The following is a 22,197-nucleotide window of genomic DNA, read 5'->3' on the forward strand; positions in this document are numbered from 1 at the left end:
CACCGCGACCGCCACCCCGAGCAGGACCAGCATCAAGCGCCGCCCCCGCACGATCTGCGGTGTCACCGTCATCCGGATCCACCTCCCCCGTCCCGCGGCACGAGCGCGCCCACGCGCAGCCCGGTGCGGGACAGCAGCCACAACACCGGCTCCGCCGCGCGACGTTGCTCGGACGGAAGGGCCCCCGCGCCCGTCGCCGCACGGGCACTCACCGCCCAGTACCGGTCGGCCGCGAAATCGTGCCCGAGCGAGCTGACCAGGTCGTCCAGGCCGATCGTGCGGAGCCAGGCCTCGACGGGGGGCGTCGGCGACGGCAGCGAGGTCAGCCGGTCCAGCACGTCCCGCTTGGTCACCACCGTCGCGACCGGCAGCCTCGCGCGCCGGCCACCGAGACCCTGGAGTTCCCCGGTGACCCCCGAGTACGTCTCCACCGGGCCCAGGTCGGCGGGCCGGGCGGCCGCCGCCAGCTGGTGGTCGCCCGCCCGCAGGGAGCGGCGTACGACGGGCGAGGCCAGCACGTCCGCGACCAGCACCACGCCGTCCGCGTGGGCGAGGTACCCCTGGCGGCGCACGACGTCCGCGTCGCGCAGGGACTCGCCCATCGGGTCGTACAGGTACAGCAGTCGGCGGCGGCGGCCGAGACCGATCAGCAGCATCAGCGCGCGCGGCTGCCCGCCCTGGGTCTTCAGGGCCCAACCGGACGCGTCCAGACGGGTGTGCGACTCGTGCCGGTCGGCGGGCGTGGCGTACTCCACGGTCAGCGCGGACTCGTACGACCAGGACCGCAGCCCGTCGAGCATCGCCGCCATCAGCATCGTCTTGCCCGCGGAGGTGCCGCCCACCAGCGGCAGGTGGACCACGCGGGTGGTGCCGATCGCCGCCGGGAGCGACTGGTCGCAGTACGGGCAGCGGGTGGCCAGCTTCCGCCGCCCGGTCAGGGCGGTCGTCGGCAGTCCCCGGCCGCACCGGCAGACGTGCCGCAGCGCGCCGAACCGGCCGGGGCGCAGCTCGCGGTGGGCCGCCCGGCAGTCGGGGCACACGTGCACGGCGAGCGGGAACGGCCGGTAGCAGTCGGGATAGGGGCAGGTCATGCGGATGCCGCGGGTCAGCCGCCACAGCGCGTCGGCGGTCCGTCCGGCCAGTACGCCGGCCAGCGCGACGAGCGCGACCAGGACGAGCTGCACGGCGAAGACCAGGGCCACGCCGAGCAGCAACACCGCGGACAGCACGGCCGACAGGACGGCGGCCACGGTGTAGCCCGGCACGAGCAGCCGGAAGAAGAGCCGGCCGAAGGCACTGCCGGCGAGCTCGTCGGTCCCGCCGTGCCGGCCCCGGAGCAGCCGGTCGCGGATCACGGTGGAGAGCCAGTGCCGGGCGAGGAGGTATCGGACGGTGAGCGCGGCCTCGTTCACGGCGGCCCGGGAGTCCCACCACATCTGGCGGGCCCAGTAGGCCGGCCGGGCGGGCTCGCCCCCCGGGGCCGCGAAGAGTCGGGGATCGACGGCCCCGGGCGTGCGCGGCCCGAAGGCGGCGGCCGCGGCGTCGCGCAGCGCCAGGGCGAGGAACTGCCACAGCGCGTACCCGAGACACACCGCGCCGCCGATCACCCCGGTCGCGACGAGGAAGAACCACAGGACGGAACCCGTCACGCCGACCCACCCCCCGCCCGGCCGTCCACGGGGGCGTCGTCGTCCCCGGGGCCGACGGGAGGCACCGGCCCGCCCGACGCGGGCGGCCGGGTCGGGCGGGCCGGGACCGCCGACCCCGCGGCCCGGGGGGTGACGCCCGCCCAGTCGCCCCCCGCCGGCCCGTCGGGACGGGCGGGGACGTCGGGTGCGGGCGACGGCACCGGGCCGGCGGGCCCGGGCGGCGGCCGCCGGCGCCGGGAGGACGGCTTCAGCCGGTCGCGCAGCCGGCCGAACGCGCCCGGACGCTGCCAGGTGCGGAACTCCTCGGCCCAGCGGCCCCCCAGCCGGTTCAGCTCCTCCTCGACCGCCGCCGACTCCGCGGGCGCCAGCCCCCGCACGACGGGCCGCAGCACCCGGTCGAGCAGGTCCGTACGGGCCTCCTGCCAGACCGGGCCCGCCTGCGGCTGGGAGGACCAGGCGGTGAAGCAGTCCGCCAGCCGGCGCGGGGAGCGCCGCAGCCGCTCCAGGACCGCCGGATCGCGTGCCAGACGCCGGTACGCGGCCAGCAGCTCGACGTCGTTGCTCTCGATCAGCGCCCGCAGGTCGCCCTCGGTCCGGTCGTCGCCGAGCAGCCGCTGCGCCACCGCCGCGTACGCGTGGTCCCTCGGCCCCGGTTCCGGGTCCAGGCTCCGCAGGTTCAGCGCCATCCGGACCCAGCCGGGGCCGGCCGTGCCCGCCCGCAGGTTCCGGGCCAGCTCCAGCAGCAGCAGCGACGGCCGCAGCGGCTCGGGCAGCTCCGCCCGGAACTGTTCCAGCAGCTTCGCCGCCAGCTCCGCCGCCGCCGCGTCGTCGGCCGGCGCCCGCACGGCGGCCTGCGCCAGCGTCCCGCAGGTGCCGGCATCCACGTGCGGCGCGGCCCCGGTCGTCGACAGCAGCAGCGCGGCCTCGGCCGCGCTCGGCGGCTCCCCGTCCCACACCAGCCGCATCGCCGTCCGCAGCACCAACGGGTCGGCGTAGACGCCGGATCCGCTCCGCTCCACCAGGGTGTACAGGGCCGCGACCCGGTCCGGCGCCGAGGCCAGCACCTCGGGGGCCGCCGCGCACATGTGCAGGTACGGCACCGGGTCCGCCGCCCGCAGCCGCAACCCGGTCCGGGCGAACACCCGCACGCCCGCCGCCGGATCGCCCACCGCGAAGGCGTTCAGCCGGTTGAGGAGCAGGTGTCGCAGCGCGGGCAGCTCCGTCAGCGCGGCCCGCGCCCCCTCCCCGTACGCGCGCTCCGGCTCCGCGAGCAGGGCCAGCGCCAGCTTCCGCGCCACCTCGGGCAACAGTTCGGTGGCGTCCACCCCGATCGCGGCGGCCACCCGCAACAGCCCGGCCCGCTCGCCCGGTTCGCGCTCCGGGTCGGCCAGCGCCACTCGCAGTTCCGGTCCCAGTTCGGCGGCGAGCCGGCCACGGGTGGCCGCGCCCAGCACGCCGACCGGCGGCGGGGGACCGGCGCCGCGGACCGCCTCGGTCAGCGCCAACGCCACCAGCGACTCGTACGCGGCGGGCCGACCCCGGCCGTCCAACGACGCCAGCAACCGCCCGCAGGCGGCGGTCTCGGCCGGCGACCGGTCCCCGACCGGCCGCGCCAGGGCCTCGGCCAGCGCGTGCAGCCGCCCCTCGTCCAGCGCCGCCCGATGCTCCGCGGCCCACTCGGCCGCCGCCGTCCTGCCCGCGGAGTCCAGGGTGATCCCGGCGGCCAGGGCCAGCGTGGCCAGCGGGCCCGCTTCGTAGGGCCGGCCGGGCGGCAACCGGCGGACCTCCGCGAACAGTTCGTGGCGGCCCGCCGGCCACACCCGTGCGGCGGTGTCGGCCCACACGTCCCCCGAACCGGTGCCCGCGTCCGCGCCGGTGCCCGGCCGCACGTCCTCGTCGGGGGCGCGCGTGCCGTCGTACAACCGGTACCGGTGGTCCTGCCCGCCCAGGCCGGCGCCGTCCTCCGGCAGCACGCCGATGATCCGGTGCCGGGCGAGCAGGGGCCGCCGGGTGTACGTGGTGAAGGTCAGCCACTGCCCCCGCTGGTGCGGCAGCACGCTGCACGCCAGCATGATCCAACGCGCCACGGCCGTGCTGTCCCGCTCCACCAGCACCACCTGCGGGGCCGCCGGGTCCTCCGCGAGGCGCCGCACGTCGGCGAAGAAGCCCGCCAGCCAGGGCCTGCGCGCGGCGACGAACTCCGCCAGCCCGGCCGCGTCGTACCGGCCCGGCGCGGGGACCTTCTCCAGCGGCGCGGGCGGGCCGCCCGGCGGGGTGTCCGAGGCCCACTGCGGCGAACCCCAGGAGGTGATCGGCAGGGCCCCCTTGGTCGGCCCGGAATCGGCGGGCTGCGGCAGGTGCACGGCGTGGGTGTGGAAGTTGCCCCACCGGCCGCTGTAGTCCGCGCCCGTGTACACCGAGCGGGCCAACAACCGGCTGCCGTCCGACAGCACGCTCAGGCTCAACGCCTCGGGGAAGGCGGCGAGTTGTTCCTCGGTGGGGCGGTCGGGCGCGTCCCGGGGCGGCTCGTACCCGATCAGCTGCTCCGCCTCGCGCAACAGGGACACCGGCGTTCCCGGGCTGACCGCGGTGAAGCGGAAGCCGGAGCCGTCGGGTCCGGGCGGGGCGGAGGTGTAGTGGAGCTGTACGAGGTTCACGCGCCCGCCTCCGAGCCGGCCGGCCCCGCCGAGCCCGCCGGGGCCGCGCCGTCGAAGGCGCTCGCCCCGTCCGGACCCGAGGCCCCGCCCCCCGAACCCCCGACCCCCGACGCCCCGCCCGCACCCGCACCCGAAGCCCCGGCGCCCGGCGCCCCGTCCGGGCCCCGTGTCCCGCCCTGGCGCCGGGGCAGCAGGCCGCCCAGCCCCAGCAGCCACAGCAGGGGATCCTCCACCCGCCACGGCTGCGGTCCCGACCGCGGCGCGTCCGCCGGTGCGTGCGCGGGCGGCGGCGAGCCGAGCGCCGACAGTCCGAACAGGGAGAACCGGGCGAAGTCCCGGTCCAACTGCCGCGTCAACGCACCCGAGTCCCAGCCCTCCAACAGGTCGCGGACCTCCTCGTGCACCGCCAGCCGGTCGTTCTCGTCGACCGCGCCGCCCGAGTGGTCGCCGTTGCGCAGCAGCGGCGAATGCGGGTCCAAGAGCGGGAGCAGGGAGTTAGTCTTGGTGACGGCGACGGCCACGGGCGTGGTGACCCGGCCGCCCGTGCTGCCCCGACCGTGCGCCCGCAGCTGCGCCGCGAGGTCGGCGGCGATCTGCTGCGGCGGGGTGTGCAGGGCGGGCAGCGCCGCGCCGGCGTCCCTCGGCAGCCGGTCGCGCACGGCCCGACTCTGCAGGGGGTCGACCAGCACGATGATCCCGTCGGCGGCCGCCAGGTAGCTGGTGTAGCGGTTCATCGCCTCGGCGTCGGCGAGGTCCTCGCCCGCCGCGTCGAAGAACACCAGCGCCGTGTGCCGGCTGCCGTCCGCGCGCATCCGGCGGGGCCGGGGCAGGCTCAGCCGGTAGAGCAGCGGGTCGTTGAAGCCGAGCGCCACCGGCCTGGTGGCCTGGGGGAGCCGCAGCCGGTCGTACAGGTCCTCGGCCATGTCACGGTCCCGGCGCTGCGTCTCGCCGCCCATCGGGGTGAGCGAGGCCCCGTACGCCCGGCCCACCCGACCGCGCAGCTCGTTCACCAGCACCGACACGTACGTGCTCTTGCCGGAGGCCTTCGGGCCGAGCAGGGCGATGATCCGGGTGTCCTGGTCGCAGTAGTCGCCGGGGAAGTCGCTGTGGCAGCGCAGGCACACCCGGACCGAGGTGGACACCCCGCAGTGCGGGCAGTCCGCGCGCGAGCCGCGCCGGCCGCGGAACGCGCGCGAGCCGGGGCCGGCGCCCGCGATCCGGGAGACGAGGTCGCGCGGTGCCTCGAAGACCGGGCCGCGGGCCGCGCGGCCCGGCGCCACGCCGGGCCCCACGAACTCGGCCCACACCGTGTCCTGTTCGGCGGTGCACGGTTTTCCGCCGCGTACGCCGGTGGCCGACATCTGGCAGCGGAAGGCCAGCCGGGAGGCCGGCGACCGGTCGAAGCAGTAGGGGCAGACGACGGACGTCATGTCAGCGGACCACCAGGGAGGTGAGGGGAGGCTCTTCGAGCCGGACGGTGGCGGCGCCGCCGCCCAGGAGAAAACCGCGCAACGCGTACGAGGGGCCCCGCGCGCCGAGGTGGATGTCCTGCTCCACCGTCCCGGAGGCGGCGAGTTCGGCGCCGCCGATCCGGCACACGGGCGTGCCGTCGGACGGGTCGCGCGGCCGGGCCGGGTCGCGTTCACCGGCGCCCCGGGCGACCAGCACGAAGTCGGGCAGCTCGGTGCCGTCCGGTCGCCCGCCCGGGGCCGACAGGGTCAGGAGCAGGCGGGCCGGCCCGCGCCGCAGCCCGCGCCGGCCGCCGGGCCGCACCCGGTAGGCGATCGACAGGTCGGCCGGCAGCTCGATCCGCTCCCCGGGATCCGGTGCGGCGACCACCGAGCGGGCGTGACGCGGGGCGCTGTACGCGGTGATCCGCAGGGCGCCCGGGCCGGCCGGGACGTGCAGGCCCTCGCGCAGGAACACGCTGCGCGCCACGGGGAACTCCGTCCGCCCGCCGTCCTGTTCGACGACGACCACCACCTGTCCGGCGTCGGCCGGCCAGTCGAAGGTGACCCGGACCCGCCCCCCGGGCGTCCGCCGGACGGCCAGGCCGGCCACCGGTTCGGGCGTCTCGACGAGCACGCTCGGCCCGGCCAGGGCCCGTTCCCCGAGCACGGCGACGGCCGTGACGCGCACCGGCGCCCCGCCCGGCGGCCGGTTCCCGTCGCGCGGTGCGGGCAGTCCCGCCGCGACGAGTTCCGCCCCCGGCTCGGGGGCGTCGCCGGGCCACTCCACGAGCCGTACGTCGGCTCCCTCGCCCCCCGTCCAGGCGAAGGACAGGCCGCCCGGCGCGCGGGCGTCGGCGGTCAGGGTGCGTACCGGCGCGGGCCACGGGTGCACGGTGACGCGGGTCTCGACGCCGGGGGAGAGGACCTCGGGCGACCCCGGTGGCCGGTAGCGGGCCCGCACCCGCACCAGGTGCTCGCCGACGGCCAGCCCCTCGGCGCGGCCGTCCCGCAGCTCCCGGGTGTTCCCGTCGGGCCCGGTGAGGTCGGCACGGGCGCCCGCCGCGCCCGCCGGGACGGACCAGGACGCCTCGATCCGGCCCGGCCCGTCGTCGCAGCGCAGCCCCGTGACCTCGGGCGCGTACAGCAGTGCCGGGGAGATCAGGGGCGGCCCCGCCGCAGGCACGGCCACGTAGCGGACCTCCCGGCCGAGCGGCGCCGACGGATCCGTCAGCAGGTCGCCGCGCGGCGACCCGGGCAGTTCCGTGAGGGGTTCCCCCGCCGGCGCGCCGCGCGTCAGCCGCAGCACCCGCCCCCAGTCCCCGGCGGGTCCGCCGCCGTCACCCGCCGCGGGTGCGTCGGCCGGCGCCCGCCGCAGCTCGACGCGCCCCGCGACGAGCCCGACCTCCAGCCGGGCCCCGCGCGCCGGCGTGGTGTCCGTACCGTCGCCCGCCGGCCCGGCCCCGTCCGACCGGCGGGTGCGCACCAGGCCGCGGATCGCGCGCGGGCAGTCCCCGGCCAGCCGGGCGGCGTCCAGGTACCGGGTCGCGGCCCGCTCCCGGTCGCCCCGCTCCTCGTACCGTCGAGCGGAGTCGAGGAGGGCGTCGGTGTCCCGGACCCGGCGGGCCAGCGCGTCGATCCGCGCGGCCAGTTCGCGGTCGGGGCCGGGCGGCGGCAGCGCGGCGGCGAGCCGGGCGGCGGCCCGCGTCCGTGACGCCCGCCAGTGGTCCTCCAGCGCCTCGGCGGCAGCCCGTTGGCCCTCGCCCAGTCGGGCCCGCGCGGCGGCCGCGCGCACCAGGGCCGGTGCCTCGTCGGCGTCCACGCCGAGCGCGCACGCGGTGTCGGGGTGTTCGCCCCGCGGGTGTTCGTGCAGCAGCCGGGTCAGTTGGTACAGCAGGACCCGGCGCAGGGCGGCGGGATCGGCCCGCTGGATCCGGGCGAGGCGCCGCAGCAGTGCGGCGGCCTCGGGTTCGGCGTCGGCCGTCCGTACGGCCGCCAGCGCCTCCAGGGCGGGGGCGTCCACGTGGCGGCGCCGTCCGCGTTCCTCGACGGTGAAGATCCCGTCGAGCACCCGTAACCGGCCACCGGGCGGTACCAGCAACTCGCCGAGGTGTCGTAAGCCCAGGCCCTGTTGCACGGCGAGGAGTTCCCCGTACCGTGCCACCAAGGGAGCCAGCGGCAGGCCGAGCAGGGCATGGGAGGGCCCGAGGGCATGCCCGAACTCCGTCCCCGCCATCCGTCTGCGCCCCCCGTGCAGTGTGTGGGGGTCATTTCAGCAGATGTACGGCTGCTTCGGGAGGGCTTTCCTCAGGGCTTTCCGTTCGCCCGCTGTACGGCACAAGGTCAGACAGGGATCTCCGTCCGGTACCCCGGGACCGCTGTCCTTGGGGCGCCCCTCGACTTCCCCTCACCCCCAGAGGACCTCACCCCATGGCTGAACTCAACCGTCGCAGGTTCCTGCAGATCGCGGGCGGTACGGCCGCCGCCACGATGCTGAACGAGAGCATCGCCCGCGCCGCCGCCATCCCGGCGCAGGGCGGCACCGGAACGATCCGGGACATCGAGCACATCGTCGTCCTCATGCAGGAGAATCGTTCCTTCGACCAGTACTTCGGTTCGATGAAGGGCGTACGGGGCTTCGGCGACCCGCGCCCCGTCCTCCAGGACAACGGAAAGTCGGTCTTCCACCAGTCCAACGGGACGAAGGACATCCTCCCCTTCAACCCGCAGGTGGACGACCTGGGCATGCAGTTCGTCGAGGGCCTCAACCACGACTGGGCCGGCGGCCACGCGGCGTACAACAACGGCAAGTACGACAAGTGGGTCCCGGCCAAGACGGCCACGACCATGTCGTACATGACGCGGAACGACATCCCGTTCCACTACGCCCTCGCCGACGCGTTCACCGTCTGCGACGCCTACCACTGCTCCTTCATCGGAGCCACCGACCCGAACCGCTACTACCTGTGGTCCGGCCACACGGGCAACGACGGCACCGGCGGCGGACCGGTCCTCGGCAACCAGGAAGCCGGCTACGGCTGGAAGACCTACCCGGAGCGGCTGGAGGCGGCCGGGGTCTCCTGGAAGATCTACCAGGACGTCGGCGACGGCCTGAACGCCGCGGGCCACTGGGGCTGGATCGGCGACGCCTTCCGCGGTAACTACGGCGACAACTCGCTGCTTTACTTCAACTCCTACCGCAACGCCCAGCCCGGCAGCGCCCTCCACGAGAAGGCGCGCACCGGCACCGACGCCAAGGCCGGCGAGGGGTACTTCGACCGGCTGCGCGCCGACGTGGTGAACGGCACCCTGCCCCAGGTCTCCTGGATCGCCGCGCCCGAGGCCTTCAGCGAGCACCCGAACTGGCCGGTCAACTTCGGCGCCTGGTACATCTCGCAGGTGCTCGACGCGCTGACCGCGAACCCGGCGGTGTGGGCGAAGACGGCCTTCTTCATCACGTACGACGAGAACGACGGCTTCTTCGACCACGTCGTGCCCCCGTACCCGCCCACCTCGGCCGCCTGGGGCCTGTCCACGGCGGACGTCACGAAGGACCTGTACGCGGGCGGCGGGGGCTACGCAGCCGGCCCCTACGGACTCGGCCCCCGCGTCCCGATGATCGTCGTCTCCCCGTGGAGCAAGGGCGGCTACGTCTGCTCCGAGACCTTCGACCACACCTCGGTGATCCGCTTCATGGAGAAGCGGTTCGGGGTGCGGGAGCCCAACATCTCGCCGTGGCGCCGCGCCGTCTGCGGGGACCTCACCTCGGCCTTCGACTTCACCAAGGCGGACGCCTCCCCGGCGGCCCTGCCCCCCACGGCCGACTACCTCCCGCCGGACCACAACGCGCACCCGTCCTACCACCCGGTGCCGCCGGCCACCGGCGCCCTGCCGAAGCAGGAGGCGGGCTCCAAGCGGACGCGCGCGCTGGGCTATCAGCCGTACGTGGACGGCAAGGCCACCGTCGCGACGGGCAAGTTCACCCTGACCTTCGCCTCCGGGCCCACCCTGGGCGCCCACTTCCACAGCACCTCCGGCAACCGCACGGACGGGCCGTGGCCCTACACGGTCGAGGCGGGCAAGACCCTCTCGGACACCTGGAGCACCAGCGCCTCCACCGGGAACCAGATCAACCTCACGGTCTGGGGTCCGAACGGCTTCCTGCGCACCTGGAAGGGGCCCGCCGCGAAGGCCGGCCCCGAGGTCACCGCCCGCCACGACGCGACCGCCGGCAACCTCGCGCTGACCCTCGCCAACGCGGGCACGGCCGCCGTCAACCTCACCGTGACCAACACCTACGGGGGCGCGCCGCAGACCTTCAAGGTCAACCCCGGTGCGACGGTGACCCACTCGGTCGACCTGCGCGCCACGGGCCGCTGGTACGACGTGAAGGTCGTCTCGGACGCCGACGCCGGCTTCCTGCGCCGCTTCGCGGGCCACGTCGAGACGGGAGCCCCGGGCGTCTCCGACCCGGCGATCAAGACCGTGTGACGCGGTCCCCGGCCGCGTGCGGCGGTCGCCGCCCCGGGATCGGAAGGTCCCGGGGGCGGTGGCCGCGCACCGTGCGGGATGTCGACTTCACGGTGTGATGGTAGGCCCGGTGGGCAGAACGTAGGGCGTCGAGATCCTCACGTTCCGTCACCGAGGGAGAACGCATGGCCATCGCCCACCGCAGGATCGGCACCGGACCCGTCCGCGTGATCGTGTTGCACGACTGGTTCGGCACGTCCGCCAACTGGGGTTCGGTACTGGACCACTTGGACCCGGGGGAGTTCAGCTACGCCTTCCTCGACTACCGCGGCTACGGCGATCGCCGGGACGTCGCCGGCCGGTACAACCTCGCCGAGATCGCCGACGATGCCCTCGACCTGGCCGACCAGCTCGGCTGGGGCACCTTCTCCCTCCTCGGCCACTCCATGGGCGGCAAGGCCGCCCAGCAGGTGCTGGTCCGGGCGCCCGAGCGGATCGAGAAGCTGATCGGCGTCAATCCGGTTCCGGCCGGCCCCTACCCGATGGACGACGCCACCCACGCGCTCTTCCACGGCGCCGCCGCCGACGAGGACAACCGGCGCGCCATCCTCGACCTCGTGACCGGCAACCGCGCGACCCGCCACTGGATCGACCGGATGTCCGCCCACTCGATGGCCGTCTCCCTGCCCGAGGCCTTCGCCGCCTACCTCGCGAGCTGGGAGTCCCTCGACCTGTCCGCGGCGGTCAAGGGCAACACCGTGCCGGTGCTGGTCCTCGTCGGGGAGTACGACCCGGCACTGAGCGTCGAGGTGATGCGCGCCACCTGGCAGGCCTGGTACCCGCACTGTCGGATCCAACCGCTGCCCGGCGCCGGCCACTACCCGCCGCACGAGACGCCGGTCGCCTTCACCGCCGCGATCGAGGCTTTCCTGCGCCGCTAGAGAGGGGTCGTCTCCGCCCCCGGAAACGCCCGTGAGGGGTACGAGGAAACCTCGTACCCCTCACGGGATCCCACAGGGTGAGTGACGGGACTTGAACCCGCGGCCACCTGGACCACAACCAGGTGCTCTACCAACTGAGCTACACCCACCACGAAGGGCGGCGGACCACCCGTTCGATGTGCAAGCACAGCATAGCCGATCAGCGGGGTGCTTCCGCGACGCCATTTCCCCGCCCGCAGGCCTCCCCGCCCCACCCGTCCCGGCCCCGCCCCGGCGGTTTCCGTGCGGCGCGGCCCCTGCCGCCGTCGCGTGCCGCACGGCAGGATCCCCCCATGGACCTCGACCCGCTCCTCGCCGACACCGAGCCCTTCACCGCCGCCGACTACGCCGCCCGGATGGCCGCCGCCGCGCGGGCCGCCGCCGAGGCGGGGCTGGCCGGTCTGCTGATCGCCCCCGGGCCCGACCTCACCCACCTCACCGGGTACCGGCCCGTCGACACCGAGCGGCTGACCCTGCTCGTGCTCGCCGCCGACCGGGAACCGGTGCTCGTCGTGCCCGCCCTGGAGGCCCCCGACGCCGCGAAGGCCCCCGGTGCGGGAGCCCTGACCCTGCGCGACTGGGCCGACGGGAAGAACCCGTACGACGCCACCACGCCCCTGCTCGACGCGACGGGCCGCTTCGGTGTGAGCGACAACACCTGGGCCCTGCACCTGCTCGGCCTCCAACGCGAGTTGCCCGGGACCGCGTACGCCCCGCTCACCGACGCCCTGCCGATGCTCCGCGCCGTGAAGGACCGGCGGGAACTGGCCCGGCTGGCGGCCGCCGGGGCCGCGGCCGACGCCGCGTACGCCCAGATCCTGCACGTCCCCTTCGCCGATCGAAGGGAGAGCGACGTGGCCGCCGACCTGGCCGCGCTGCTGCGCGTCCACGGTCACTCGCAGGTGGACTTCACCGTCGTCGGCTCCGGCCCGAACGGCGCCAACCCCCACCACGAGGCCGGCGACCGCGTCATCCGGCACGGGGACATGGTGGTCCTCGACTTCGGCGGGCTCCTGCACGGCTACGGCTCCGACATCTCCCGCACCGTCCACGTCGGCGAGCCCACCGCCGAGGAGCGGCGGGTCCACGACGTCGTCCGCGAGGCGCAGCAGGCGGGCGTGGCGGCGGTCCGGCCCGGGATCGCCTGCCAGGACGTGGACCGGGCGGCCCGCGCGGTGATCACCGAGTTCGGCTACGGGGACCGTTTCATCCACCGCACCGGCCACGGCATCGGCGTCACCACCCACGAGCCGCCGTACATGGTCGAGGGCGAGGAGCAGCCGCTGCTGCCCGGCATGTGCTTCTCCGTCGAGCCGGGCGTCTATCTGCCCGGCCGCTTCGGCGTCCGCATCGAGGACATCGTGACGGTGACCGACGACGGCGTGCGCCGCCTCAACAACGCCCCGCGCGAGCTGGCGATCGTCGAGTAGCCCGAGCCACTCCGAGACGGGGCCTACGGGCCCAGCACCACCGCCGACTCGCCCGGCACGTGGATGCGGCCGTCGGGGCCCGGGTGGTCGACGGGCTCCCAGGCGGCCAGCACCCGCACCCCGTTGCGGCCCAGGGCGATGGTCACCGGCTCCGGCGAGAAGTTCACCGCCACCCGGACCTCGCCGCGCCGGAACGTCACCCAGCGGCGCTCCTCGTCGTGTGCGACCCGCACCGCCGCGAGGTCCGGGTCGCGCAGGTCCGGATGGGTGCGCCGCAGTGCGATCAGCGACCGGTACCACTCCAACAGGCGTGCGTGCGAGGGCTGTTCGGGCTCGTTCCAGTTCAGGCAGGACCGGTCGCGGGTCGCCGGGTCCTGCGGGTCCGGGATCTCCTCCGCCTTCCAGCCGTGCGCCGCGAACTCCCGCCGGCGACCCGTCCGCACGGCCTCCGCGAGCTCCGGGTCGGGATGGTCGGTGAAGTACTGCCACGGCGTGCCCGCGCCCCACTCCTCGCCCATGAACACCATCGGGACGAAGGGGCCGGTCAGCGCCACCGTCGCGGCGCACGCCAGCAGGCCCGGGGACAGCGAGGCCGACAGCCGGTCGCCCCGCGCACGGTTGCCGATCTGGTCGTGGGTCTGGGTGTAGCCCAGGAAACGGTGCGCCGGCGTGCGGCGGCGGTCCACGGGCCTGCCGTGCGTGCGGCCCCGGAAGGAGGACCACGTGCCGTCGTGGAAGAAGGCCCGGGTCAGGGTCTTGGCGAGGGCGCCGATCGGGGCCTCGGCGAAGTCGGCGTAGTAGCCCTGGGACTCGCCGGTGAGCGTGCAGTGCAGGGCGTGGTGGAAGTCGTCGTTCCACTGGGCGTGCAGCCCCAGCCCGCCGACGGACCGCGTGCTCGTGACGCGCGGGTCGCACTGGTCGGTCTCGGCGATCAGGAACAGCGGGCGGGCGGTCTCCGCCGCCAGCTCGTCCACGGCCGTCGCCAGCTCCTCCAGGAAGGTGAGCGCCCGCCCGTCGGCCAGCGCGTGCACGGCGTCGAGGCGCAGACCGTCGATCCGGTAGTCCCGCAGCCAGGCCAGGGCGCTGCCGATGAAGTACGCGCGGACCTCGTCGGAACCGGGCGCGTCCAGGTTCACCGCCGCGCCCCAGGGCGTGTGGTGGGTCTCCGTGAAGTACGGCCCGAAGACGGGGAGGTGGTTCCCGGAGGGCCCCAGGTGGTTGTGGACCACGTCCAGGACCACGCCCAGCCCGGCGGTGTGCGCCGCGTCCACGAACCGGGCCAGACCCGCCGGGCCGCCGTACGGCTCGTGCACCGCCCAGGGCGCCACCCCGTCGTACCCCCAGCCGTGCCGGCCCGGGAACGGACACACCGGCATCAGCTCGACGTGCGTGACGCCCAGCCCCGCCAGGTACGGCAGGCGGGCCGCGGCGGCGTCGAAGGTGCCCTCCGGGGTGAACGTCCCGACGTGCAGCTCGTACAGGACCGCGTCCTGGAGCGGGACGCGGGGCGCCGGCGCCGTCGGGTGCAACGCGGCGACGTCGACGACCGCGCTGTGGCCGTCCGGCCCGTGGGGCAGCCGGCGCCCGCGCGGGTCCGGGCGCACCACCGGATCGTCACCCAGCAGGAACCCGTACTCGTCCCCGTCGGCGGCCGGCGCGTCGACCAGCCACCAGCCGTCCCGGCCCGGTTCCGGGTCGGGTGTCATCTCGTAGGCGGTGTCGTTCAGTCGCATGGCGACCCGACCTGTCAGCGGTGCCCACACCTCGAACTGCACGGACGGTCCCCTCGTCTCGGGCGGTGCCCAGCCTGCGTTGTGCGCCCATCATCCCGGCCCCGGCGGGGGAGTTCTGGACACTTCGTCCCCGACGGGCCGACAATCACCCTGTGACGTCGAGTTTCGAGTACCCCGGCCTCCCCGCGCCCCGCCTCTCCGACGCCGAGCGCGACCAGGCGCTGGGCCGGCTCAGAGAGGGCGCGGCCCTGGGAAAGCTGTCCCACGACACCTTCCTGCGGCGCATGGAGCTGGCCCTGGTGGCCCGCCGCGCGGAGGACCTCGCGGTGCTCACCGCCGACCTCCAGAGCCGGCGGGGCACCGAAAGCGCCTGGACCCGTCGGTTGTTCGGCTGGGTGGGCCGGGCGTCGGCCGTGAGCGTCGGCGTCCGCAAGGCCTGGCACGCCGAGCGGCTGCCCAAGCTGCTGCTGCCCCACCCGAGCGCCCTGCCGCTCGCCATCGGACGCGACCCCGGCAACGGTCTGCGGCTCACCCACGAGACCGTGTCCCGGGCACACGCCGAACTCAGCCTGCGCGACGGCCTGTGGGTGCTCAAGGACCTCGGCTCCGCCAACGGCACCACCGTCAACGGCCGCCGCGTGACGGGCTCGGCCGTGGTCCGGGAGGGCGACGAGATCGGCTTCGGCCGGATGGCCTTCCGCCTCTCCCTCGACTGAGCGGCCCGGACGGGGCGGAGCGGCGGGGCGGGAGCAAGCCTGGTCAGCGCCGGTGCCTGGCGAGCGCCAGCAATCCGGCGAACCCCTCCCGAGTCAAGGACAGGTGCGGCCCGCCCGAGTTCTTGCTGTCGCGAACGAGTACGGCACCGGGAGCCGTGGCGACCTCGATGCACTGGCCGCCGTTGCTGCTGTAAGAGGACTTGTACCAGTGGGGTTCGGTCGTCACGGGGTGCCCTTTCGTGCCTCATGGATCATGCCCACGGATGCCGACTGTGGCATCGATTCGGCTTGTAGCTGATGGTAGGCCGTAAGCATCGGCTGAACGAACCTCATATCGCGCTCCAGCCGGCCCTGCTGTGCGGATTCGGCATACGCGATCTGGGACCTGTCGGTGCGGGTCAGCAGTGTCACAGGCAGGTCGAATGACCGCCGCTCGCCGAGGTCGTAGGGGGCGACCTGGACGATCGTGTTCGGCAGCTCGGCAAACTCCATCAGTCGCGTCAACTGGGCGTTCATGACCTTGAGGCCTCCGACCGGCCGCCGGATGCAGCTCTCGTCCAGGACTGCGTGGACGAGCGGGCGAGGAGTGCGTTCTATCGATGCCTGCCGCCGCGCGAGCAGCGTAAGGCGTTCCTCTGCCTGCTGCTCCGTAATGGCTCCCCGACGCACAGCCCCCGATGCGATCGCGGCCGCGTACTCCGGAGTCTGTAGGAGGCCGGGGACGATGCCCAGCTCAAAGAGTCGGATCTCTGTCGCGTCCGACTCGATCTGAACGTATTCGGGGAATCCCTCAAGCAGTGCCGTATGCCGAACGGCCCGACCATGGCGTTCGAACTGGTCCCCGGTGCCGAATACCTTGTCAGCACTTGCCGTGAAGCGAGGAGTTGGGGAGCGGCGCCCGGTTTCGATCGCTGAGATGTGCGTCCCTGTGTATCCCATTCGGACTGCCAGCTCGTCTTGGGTCCAGCCGCGCTCATCTCGCAGCCTGCGTAAACGCTGACCGAACGCCGCACCCGGCGATTCTTCGGGGTCCAACTTCTTCCGGTTCAAGTGCCATCACCCAACTTTCCGTGCAACCAACGCAAGTTGAAGACATCTCGACTCTAGGTCACGCTGAAGCCGCTTGGTAGTGGAACGGCTACGGAGAGGAGTCACGGTGCCCGAGAGCGCAGAGTCCCCGCGGGACGCGTTGGCGGAGCTGGCCGCCGCAATGGAACGCGACGAGGCCCGGCCGGACTGGGGTGACCTGCCCCTGATGCATCGCTGCCCGGCAGCGTTCGCCCTGGCCACCGCGTCGATGAAGGAGCGCGCGGGGGAGCACGTCCGGTGACCGACGACAACGAACACCGGGACCACGCGCGGAGGACCAAGAGGGGCGCGCTCGCCGTCACCCTCGGGGCGGTCGCGTGGATTGCGGCCGTGGCGTTCATCGTCGCTCGGGGGTGGGGCGCGTGACGCCCGGACGGTACGTGTGCGACGCGCGCATCCAGGTGCGCGTTCCGGCACTCCTGATGCTCCTGCTCCGGCTCGGCGCCGATGAGGGCACCGTCCGAGACGTGGCGTCGGCCGGCGTGGAGCTGCGCTGCACACTGGAGACGCATGAAGGCCCCCATGCCGACTTGCTGAGCGAGAACGCGGAGGGATCGGCCCTCTGGGCCCGCTGGACGGACCAGGGCCCGCTCGACGAATTGATGTGGCTGCCGGACTGCCCCGCCGGTGATGACACCCCCGGCGCGAGCGTCGACGGGTGCTGCCAATTCCTCGGCCACCAGGGAGGCCACACCTGGGAAGTCACCGATCCCGAGCTGGAGCGGTTGCGGGCCGTCCTTCCCGCGCTCCACGACCTGACGTTCGGCCACCCCCTCGACCCGGTCTCCACCGGGCCGAGGGCCGCCGCCCTGCGGGTCTTCGCCCGCGCCGGGAACGGGGCGGAGGATGAGGGCATGGAACACACGTCTGTGGTGCGCCCCGCGCGCCCCGAGGATCTGCCGCGGCTCGTCGAACTGATCCACGAGCACATCGCCTACGAGAAGTCCGAGCCCCGCCCGCCCGGTCTGGCCGACCGCCTCGGCCCGCAACTGTTCGCCGAGGACTCCCGGCTGTGGGTGCTGTTGGCCCGGACCCCGGCGGGCGAGGTCGCCGGGTACGCCGCCTGTTCGACGGAGTACGCGTTCTGGGACGCCCGGCACCACCTCCACATGGACTGCCTCTACCTCGCCGAGGACGCGCGCGGCCACGGCCTCGGCGCCGCGCTGATGGAGGCCGTGGCCGCCCTCGCCCGGGAGTTGGGCCTGGACCACGTCGAGTGGCAGACCCCGGACTGGAACGAGGGCGCGATCCGCTTCTACGACCGGCTCGGCGCGACCGGGATGCCCAAGCGCCGGTATGCCCTGCCGGTCGCCCCGCCGGTCGCGCTGCCGGGGGAGCCCGCTACCGGTTGACCGCCCTGAGTCGTTCGTAGGCGGCCAACACCGTGCGGGCCTGGTGCTCCACCTGCGTGGCCACCGGGATCCAGCGTGCCTGGAAACGGGCCGCGAACTCCTCGCACCACCCCGTCACCAGGCGGTCCAGCCCCGGCGCCGCCGGATGCCCCTGCGCCCGCAGCACGCGCAGCAGCATCGCGGCGGCGCGCAGCGACAGCCGCCGCCCGAACGCGTCGATGCTGCCGATGTGCGCCGTGGTGGCCTCGGCCGGAGCCCCTGGGCCCGTCCACTCGACGGTGATCCGGGGGATCAGGGCGAGCGTCCAGTCCACCGCCCGCAGCAGGGGCGCGGCGTCCGGGTCCACCGCGTGCACCCCCGTGCGTACGGCGGCCACCCGGTCGGCGTCCCCGCTGAGCCGCCCGGCCAGCATGCGCAGCGCGCGCCGCGGGTCCGGGTGCGGGGCCGGGTCGTCCACCAGGTCGGAGGCCCACATGGGCACTTCGACGATCGCGGTGGTGCCCGCGTACCGGTGGGCGTGGTACCAGGTGCTCAGCCGGGTGTCCTCCGGGTGGAAGGCCCCGGCCGCCTCAGTGCCCGGCTCGGGCATCACGAAGATCCCGGGTCCGGGGGAGGGCCACCCGGTGGCGTCGGAGGCACCCGTCTCCACCGGGATCCGCAGCTCGGCCGCCGACTTGGCGAAGGGCTCCGAGAGGCCGGGTATGTCCTGGGTGAGCTGGACCCAGGAGCCGCCCAGGTCGGTGCCGTGCAGGGAGATCTGGAGTACGGGGCGCAGCTCGTCGATGAGCGCGGTCAGGGCCCGGGTCTCGGGCGGCAGTCGGTCCGGAGGCAGTAAGGACGGAGCCCATTCGGGCTGTTCGGGCCCGGGGGGTCGGAAGAAGTTCCGGTGGTAGTCGAGGAGGGAGTGCGGGCGGGGAGTGAGGTGCAGGGCCGCCCCGTCGGGGTCCGCGCAGAGCAGGAAGTGCCAGCCGCAATCGGCCCGGGGGGCGTGGTCGCGGATGACGCGCCGGGCCAGGGAGAGGGCCGTCGGGCCGCCGACGGGCTCGTTGGCGTGCGCCCCGGCGACGACGAGGACGTTGCGGCCCGGCGTGCCCGCCCCGTCGGGCTCCCCGCCGACGGAGAGCAGCCACAGCGGCCGGCCGGCCCGGGAGGCGCCGACTTGACGCAGCCGCGCCAGAGCGGGGTGTTCGTCCGCCAGGGCGCGTGCGGCCAGGGCGAGTTCGTGCGGAGTGGGGTAGCACATGTCTCGTAGGAGGGTCACATGTCATGCCATGCCCGCCGCGCACGCCCCCTACTGCTCCGGGCGCCCCGTACTTCCCCGAAACCCGAGGAAAACCCCTGGCCAACGCCTCGCGCGGCGTTCCCGTGCGGTCAGTCCATCCCGACCAGGCAGTAGACGTACTCGTTGAGGGGGATCCCGTTGCGGGTGTAACTGTACGAGAAGGCGTACTCCGTCTTCGGGTTGTCGTTGCAGCGGTCCAGGTCCGAGGTCATCGGGATGCTCTCGATCACCCGGTAGTGCGCGTCGGACGCCGAGCAGGGAACCTCCCGCACCCCGGTGACCCGTTGGGCGGTCGTCGAGTCCGGCAGCGTCCCGTTGAGGCAGGTGCCCCGGTCGAACGGGCTCGGGGCGGCCTCGGACGGTGACGGTGTGGGGTCGGGCACGGACACGCCGGTCGATGTGGTCGGCGTCGGGATGACCACGGGGGGCGGGGCGGGCGCGGGGGACCAGATGCTGAGCGTGGGCGTGGCGGTGGGCGTCGGGGAGGCCACGCCCTTGTCGTCGTCCCCGCTGTTCAGCAGGACCACGCCGACGATCACGGCGGCGAGGAGCCCGACCGCCACCAGGCACCCCTTCTTCGAGCCGGACGGGCCGGCCGTGCCCGCCGTGCCGGGCGCGCCCGAAGCCGCGGGCTGCCCCGGGACCGTGCCCGCGACCGGGCCCACCCGGATGCGCAGCATGACGTCGGTGTCGCCGACCCGGGCCCGGACGAGTTGACCGTCCGTGCAGGAGGGGATCCGAAGGCGGGCGGGCCCCGACGCCAGGGCCACGGTGAGGATCACGCCGTGGGCGGCCTGCTGCGGGGTGATCGTGAGGGGGATCTCCTGAGGCGACACCGGCTGCTCCCAGAGTGGTGGTGGTGCGGACGCTGTCTGACGAACCCGGGAGATTCTGCCCGCCCCGCGCACGGTGACGCAGTCATTCCGCCCGAAGTCCCCCCGAACGTACGTCCGTTGGTCCGCACCGGCGACGGCCACCGCCGTCCCTGCTCCCGCCCCCGCCCTCGGACCCGGTGGGCCCGGGAGGGGCGGGAGCGGAAGACCGGTGCTAGCCGGCCGCCTCCGACCCGATCAGCACCACCGCCGGACGGTCCGCCAGCAGGACCGACAGGGCGACCTCGCCCTCGTGCACGTCCCCGTACGGCAGGGACGTCCAGCGCCCCGCCGGCAACGGCAGCAGGGTGTCGCGCCAGCCGCCCGCGCCCGCGAGCCGGTGCGAGAGCCGGGTGGCCACCGCGATCAGGCCGGTCGAGCGGGCGAAGGCCACGCAGTGGTCCGCGGCCGGGCCCCGCGCGGCCAGCGGCGCGTACCCGGCGAACAGGTCGGGCCGGGAACGACGCAGCCGCAGCAGCGCGGTGGTCAGGGCCAGCTTCTCCTGCGCCACGCCCCGCGGGGTCCCGCCCGCCTCCAGCAGGGCCGCGGCCTCGCGCGGGTGGACGGCGGGACGCCGGTTGTCGGGGTCGACCAGCGCCCGGTACTCGCTCTCCTCGCCCTGGTACACCTCGGGGACCCCGGGCATCGCCAGGTGCAGCAGGGTCATCCCGAGGAGGTTGGCCCGGGCGGCCTCCCGCAGTTCCGGCGGGAGGTCCGCCGGGAGCGCGCCCGGGCGGGACGCCGCCTCGGTGATCCCCGCCTCGTACCGCTCGTCCGGTTCCGTCCAACTGGTGTGCAGCCCGGCCTCGCGGGCCGCCTTCAGCAGGGCCGCCGACAGCCGGGGCCCGCGTTCGGGAACCTCCCCGAGGCCCAGGGCCGTCTGCCGCGCCACCCACGCGGCCCGGGGATCGGGGCCCCCGTCACCCGGTCCGGCCATGTGTTCCGGAGCCTGCGAGAGCGTCGAGATCCGCGCCCGGACGTCCGCGCTCCGCTTGGTGTCGTGGGTGGACAGCACCGTGCCCGAGGCGGGCCAGTCCCGTTCCAGGTCGGCGCAGTACGCGTGGAACCCGGCCACGGACACCGCCGGTCGGCCGGGCTCCCCGCCGACCTCCGTGGCCGACAGCAACGGGGCCCAGCGGTAAAAGGCCCGGTCCTCCAACGACTTCGCGCGCAGGGCGGCCGAGGTCTGGGCGAAGCGCGCGGCGAAGGCGGGGTCCCGCGCCACCAGGTCCCGCACGCCGGCCACCGCGTGGGCCCCGGCCCGGGAAGCGGCCTGCTCCAGCGCCCGCGCCGGCATGTCCGGTTCGCCGGGGTAGGGCCGGTACACCGGGTAGGCGATCAGCAACTCCCTTACCGCCGCCGCCAGATCGGCGCCGGCGCGCCGCTGGAGCGTCGCCAGTTCGGCCGCCAGGTCACCGGTCAGCACCTCCCGGGTCGCCGCCGCCGCGGTCTCCTCCCAGGAGGGCGCCGCGGTCGACTCCCGGTACAGGCGCGCCAGTTCGTCGACCCCGACCGGATCCGCGAACACCCCGTCGACCCGGTGCAGTGCGTCGTACCCCGTGGTCCCGGCGACCGGCCAGTCGGCGGGCAGCCGCTCCCGGGGCGCGAGGATCTTCTCCACCACGATCCAGCAGCCCTCGCCCACCCCCGCGCGCAGCCGCCGCAGGTACTCCCGCGGATCCGCCAGCCCGTCCACGTGGTCGATCCGCAGCCCCGACACCACCCCGTCGCGAACCAGCTCCAGCACCTTGGCGTGGGTGGCCGTGAACACCTCCGGGTCTTCCACCCGAACCCCGATGAGATCCGAGATGGTGAAGAAGCGGCGGTAGTTCAGGGCGGTCCGGGCCTCCCGCCAGCACGCCGGCCGGTACCACTGCGCGGCCAGGAGTTCCGCCGTCTCCAGTGCGGCCGCTCCCTCCCGCAGCGGGAACTCGTGCTCCCCGCAGCGCAGCACCCCGCCGACGACCTTCACCTCGGCCGGGTCGAGCGGTTCGGCGAGCACCGGCAGCAGCACCTGCCCGTCGCCCGCCTCCCAGTCGATGTCGAACCAGGCCGCGTAGGGCGACGCCGGCCCCTCCCGCAGCACCTCCCACAGCGGCCGGTTCAGCCGCAGCGGCGACGGCACCGCCATGTGGTTCGGCACGATGTCGAGCACCACGCCCAGCCCGTGTTCCCGCGCGGTCGCGGCGAGCGCCCGCAGCCCCCGCTCCCCGCCGAGCTCGGCCCGCACCCGGGTGTGGTCGGTGACGTCGTATCCGTGGGTGGAGCCGGGCACGGCCTCCAACACGGGCGACAGGTGCAGATGGGACACGCCGAGCGAGGCGAGGTACGCGACCTCCGCCTCGGCCGCCGCGAACGGGAACTCGGGACACAGCTGGAGACGGTAGGTGGACGCCGGAGTGACGGATGTCGGAACATCGGTTTCCGCTTGGCTGCTCAAGTACTCCTGGGTCATGAGAACGTACGTACCCAGCCTGCGGGATTCCGTGCCATGACCCAATGCATCCGAGTGACTGCGC

At 74.6% G+C, this 22,197-nt stretch carries 17 protein-coding genes and 1 tRNA gene; 7 read left to right on the plus strand and 11 right to left on the minus strand.

Annotation, left to right across the window (positions count from 1 at the left end; genetic code table 11):
- Positions 1-68: 68 nt before the first annotated feature.
- From OTB19_RS05635 to OTB19_RS05650, 4 genes are read right to left on the minus strand one after another with little or no spacing between them, the layout of a single operon-like run.
- On the minus strand, positions 69-1,649 hold the full coding sequence (locus tag OTB19_RS05635; RefSeq protein WP_267796888.1) for a TRAFAC clade GTPase domain-containing protein: 1,581 nt from the start codon (positions 1,647-1,649) through the stop codon (positions 69-71).
- Positions 1,646-4,306 carry a GTPase-associated protein 1-related protein gene (locus OTB19_RS05640; RefSeq protein WP_267796889.1) on the minus strand — a complete coding sequence of 887 codons (2,661 nt, stop codon included), beginning with the start codon at positions 4,304-4,306 and terminating at the stop codon, positions 1,646-1,648. Before OTB19_RS05640 ends, OTB19_RS05635 begins: the two co-directional genes overlap by 4 nt.
- Complete coding sequence (locus tag OTB19_RS05645) at positions 4,303-5,736, minus strand: TRAFAC clade GTPase domain-containing protein (protein WP_267796890.1); 1,434 nt, start codon at positions 5,734-5,736, stop codon at positions 4,303-4,305. Before OTB19_RS05645 ends, OTB19_RS05640 begins: the two co-directional genes overlap by 4 nt.
- A gap of 1 nt (position 5,737) precedes the next feature.
- Positions 5,738-7,990, minus strand: coding sequence for a hypothetical protein (locus OTB19_RS05650; RefSeq protein WP_267796891.1), 2,253 nt, complete (start codon positions 7,988-7,990; stop codon positions 5,738-5,740).
- Positions 7,991-8,184: 194 nt separating this feature from the next.
- Here OTB19_RS05650 and OTB19_RS05655 point away from each other — a divergent pair, with 194 nt between their 5' ends.
- Positions 8,185-10,245: a phosphocholine-specific phospholipase C gene (locus tag OTB19_RS05655; protein ID WP_267796892.1), complete on the plus strand. Its 2,061-nt coding sequence runs from the start codon at positions 8,185-8,187 to the stop codon at positions 10,243-10,245.
- Between the two features lie 164 nt (positions 10,246-10,409).
- Positions 10,410-11,165: an alpha/beta fold hydrolase gene (locus tag OTB19_RS05660; protein WP_267796893.1), complete on the plus strand. Its 756-nt coding sequence runs from the start codon at positions 10,410-10,412 to the stop codon at positions 11,163-11,165.
- Positions 11,166-11,241: 76 nt separating this feature from the next.
- On the opposite strand, the gene OTB19_RS05665 is transcribed toward OTB19_RS05660, so the two are convergent.
- A tRNA-His gene (locus tag OTB19_RS05665) sits at positions 11,242-11,314 on the minus strand.
- A 183-nt stretch (positions 11,315-11,497) separates the two neighbouring features.
- Between OTB19_RS05665 and OTB19_RS05670 the strand changes: the two genes are divergently transcribed.
- On the plus strand, positions 11,498-12,634 hold the full coding sequence (locus OTB19_RS05670; RefSeq protein ID WP_267796894.1) for an aminopeptidase P family protein: 1,137 nt from the start codon (positions 11,498-11,500) through the stop codon (positions 12,632-12,634).
- A gap of 23 nt (positions 12,635-12,657) precedes the next feature.
- Here OTB19_RS05670 and treZ read toward each other — a convergent pair whose 3' ends face one another.
- Complete coding sequence (gene treZ / locus OTB19_RS05675; protein WP_420716800.1) at positions 12,658-14,409, minus strand: malto-oligosyltrehalose trehalohydrolase; 1,752 nt, start codon at positions 14,407-14,409, stop codon at positions 12,658-12,660.
- A gap of 110 nt (positions 14,410-14,519) precedes the next feature.
- Between treZ and OTB19_RS05680 the strand changes: the two genes are divergently transcribed.
- On the plus strand, positions 14,520-15,083 hold the full coding sequence (locus OTB19_RS05680) for a DUF1707 and FHA domain-containing protein (RefSeq protein ID WP_267796896.1): 564 nt from the start codon (positions 14,520-14,522) through the stop codon (positions 15,081-15,083).
- A gap of 43 nt (positions 15,084-15,126) precedes the next feature.
- Here OTB19_RS05680 and OTB19_RS05685 read toward each other — a convergent pair whose 3' ends face one another.
- A complete protein-coding gene (locus OTB19_RS05685; protein WP_267796897.1) occupies positions 15,127-15,309 on the minus strand; it encodes a DUF397 domain-containing protein in 183 nt (60 codons plus the stop codon).
- Positions 15,306-16,133, minus strand: a complete 828-nt coding sequence (locus OTB19_RS05690; protein ID WP_267796898.1) for a helix-turn-helix domain-containing protein — start codon at positions 16,131-16,133, stop codon at positions 15,306-15,308. Before OTB19_RS05690 ends, OTB19_RS05685 begins: the two co-directional genes overlap by 4 nt.
- 106 nt (positions 16,134-16,239) lie before the next feature.
- On the opposite strand from OTB19_RS05690, the gene OTB19_RS05695 reads away from it, so the two are divergent.
- Genes OTB19_RS05695 through OTB19_RS43370 form a run of 3 tightly spaced genes read left to right on the plus strand, consistent with a single transcriptional unit; the run spans position 16,240 to position 17,524 of the window.
- On the plus strand, positions 16,240-16,413 hold the full coding sequence (locus OTB19_RS05695) for a hypothetical protein (RefSeq protein WP_267796899.1): 174 nt from the start codon (positions 16,240-16,242) through the stop codon (positions 16,411-16,413).
- Positions 16,410-16,538 (plus strand): hypothetical protein, encoded by a 129-nt coding sequence (locus OTB19_RS05700; RefSeq protein ID WP_267796900.1) that lies wholly within the window; start codon positions 16,410-16,412, stop codon positions 16,536-16,538. The genes OTB19_RS05695 and OTB19_RS05700 overlap by 4 nt, the downstream gene beginning before the upstream one ends.
- Positions 16,535-17,524: a GNAT family N-acetyltransferase gene (locus tag OTB19_RS43370; RefSeq protein WP_324290502.1), complete on the plus strand. Its 990-nt coding sequence runs from the start codon at positions 16,535-16,537 to the stop codon at positions 17,522-17,524. The genes OTB19_RS05700 and OTB19_RS43370 overlap by 4 nt, the downstream gene beginning before the upstream one ends.
- Here OTB19_RS43370 and OTB19_RS05710 read toward each other — a convergent pair.
- The 3 genes from OTB19_RS05710 to treY all read right to left on the minus strand — a co-directional run bounded on the left by OTB19_RS05710 (position 17,514) and on the right by treY (position 22,133).
- On the minus strand, positions 17,514-18,767 hold the full coding sequence (locus tag OTB19_RS05710) for a M14 family zinc carboxypeptidase (RefSeq protein WP_420716801.1): 1,254 nt from the start codon (positions 18,765-18,767) through the stop codon (positions 17,514-17,516). The genes OTB19_RS43370 and OTB19_RS05710 overlap by 11 nt on opposite strands.
- 128 nt (positions 18,768-18,895) lie before the next feature.
- Complete coding sequence (locus OTB19_RS05715; protein ID WP_267796902.1) at positions 18,896-19,642, minus strand: LppU/SCO3897 family protein; 747 nt, start codon at positions 19,640-19,642, stop codon at positions 18,896-18,898.
- Positions 19,643-19,853: 211 nt separating this feature from the next.
- Entirely contained in the window at positions 19,854-22,133 is a 2,280-nt protein-coding gene (treY, locus tag OTB19_RS05720; RefSeq protein ID WP_267796903.1) for a malto-oligosyltrehalose synthase, read from the minus strand.
- Positions 22,134-22,197: the final 64 nt, after the last annotated feature.

The organism is Streptomyces sp. H27-H5, from assembly GCF_026627505.1.
Lineage (GTDB): Bacteria > Actinomycetota > Actinomycetes > Streptomycetales > Streptomycetaceae > Streptomyces.

Coding starts and splice junctions, on each gene's coding strand:
- OTB19_RS05655 (WP_267796892.1), top strand. CDS start 8,185: ATGGCTGAACTCAACCGTCGCAGGTTCCTGCAGATCGCGGGCGGTACG.
- treY (WP_267796903.1), bottom strand. CDS start 22,133: ATGACCCAGGAGTACTTGAGCAGCCAAGCGGAAACCGATGTTCCGACA.
- OTB19_RS05710 (WP_420716801.1), bottom strand. CDS start 18,767: ATGTGCTACCCCACTCCGCACGAACTCGCCCTGGCCGCACGCGCCCTG.
- OTB19_RS05650 (WP_267796891.1), bottom strand. CDS start 7,990: ATGGCGGGGACGGAGTTCGGGCATGCCCTCGGGCCCTCCCATGCCCTG.
- OTB19_RS05670 (WP_267796894.1), top strand. CDS start 11,498: ATGGACCTCGACCCGCTCCTCGCCGACACCGAGCCCTTCACCGCCGCC.
- OTB19_RS05660 (WP_267796893.1), top strand. CDS start 10,410: ATGGCCATCGCCCACCGCAGGATCGGCACCGGACCCGTCCGCGTGATC.
- OTB19_RS05645 (WP_267796890.1), bottom strand. CDS start 5,736: ATGACGTCCGTCGTCTGCCCCTACTGCTTCGACCGGTCGCCGGCCTCC.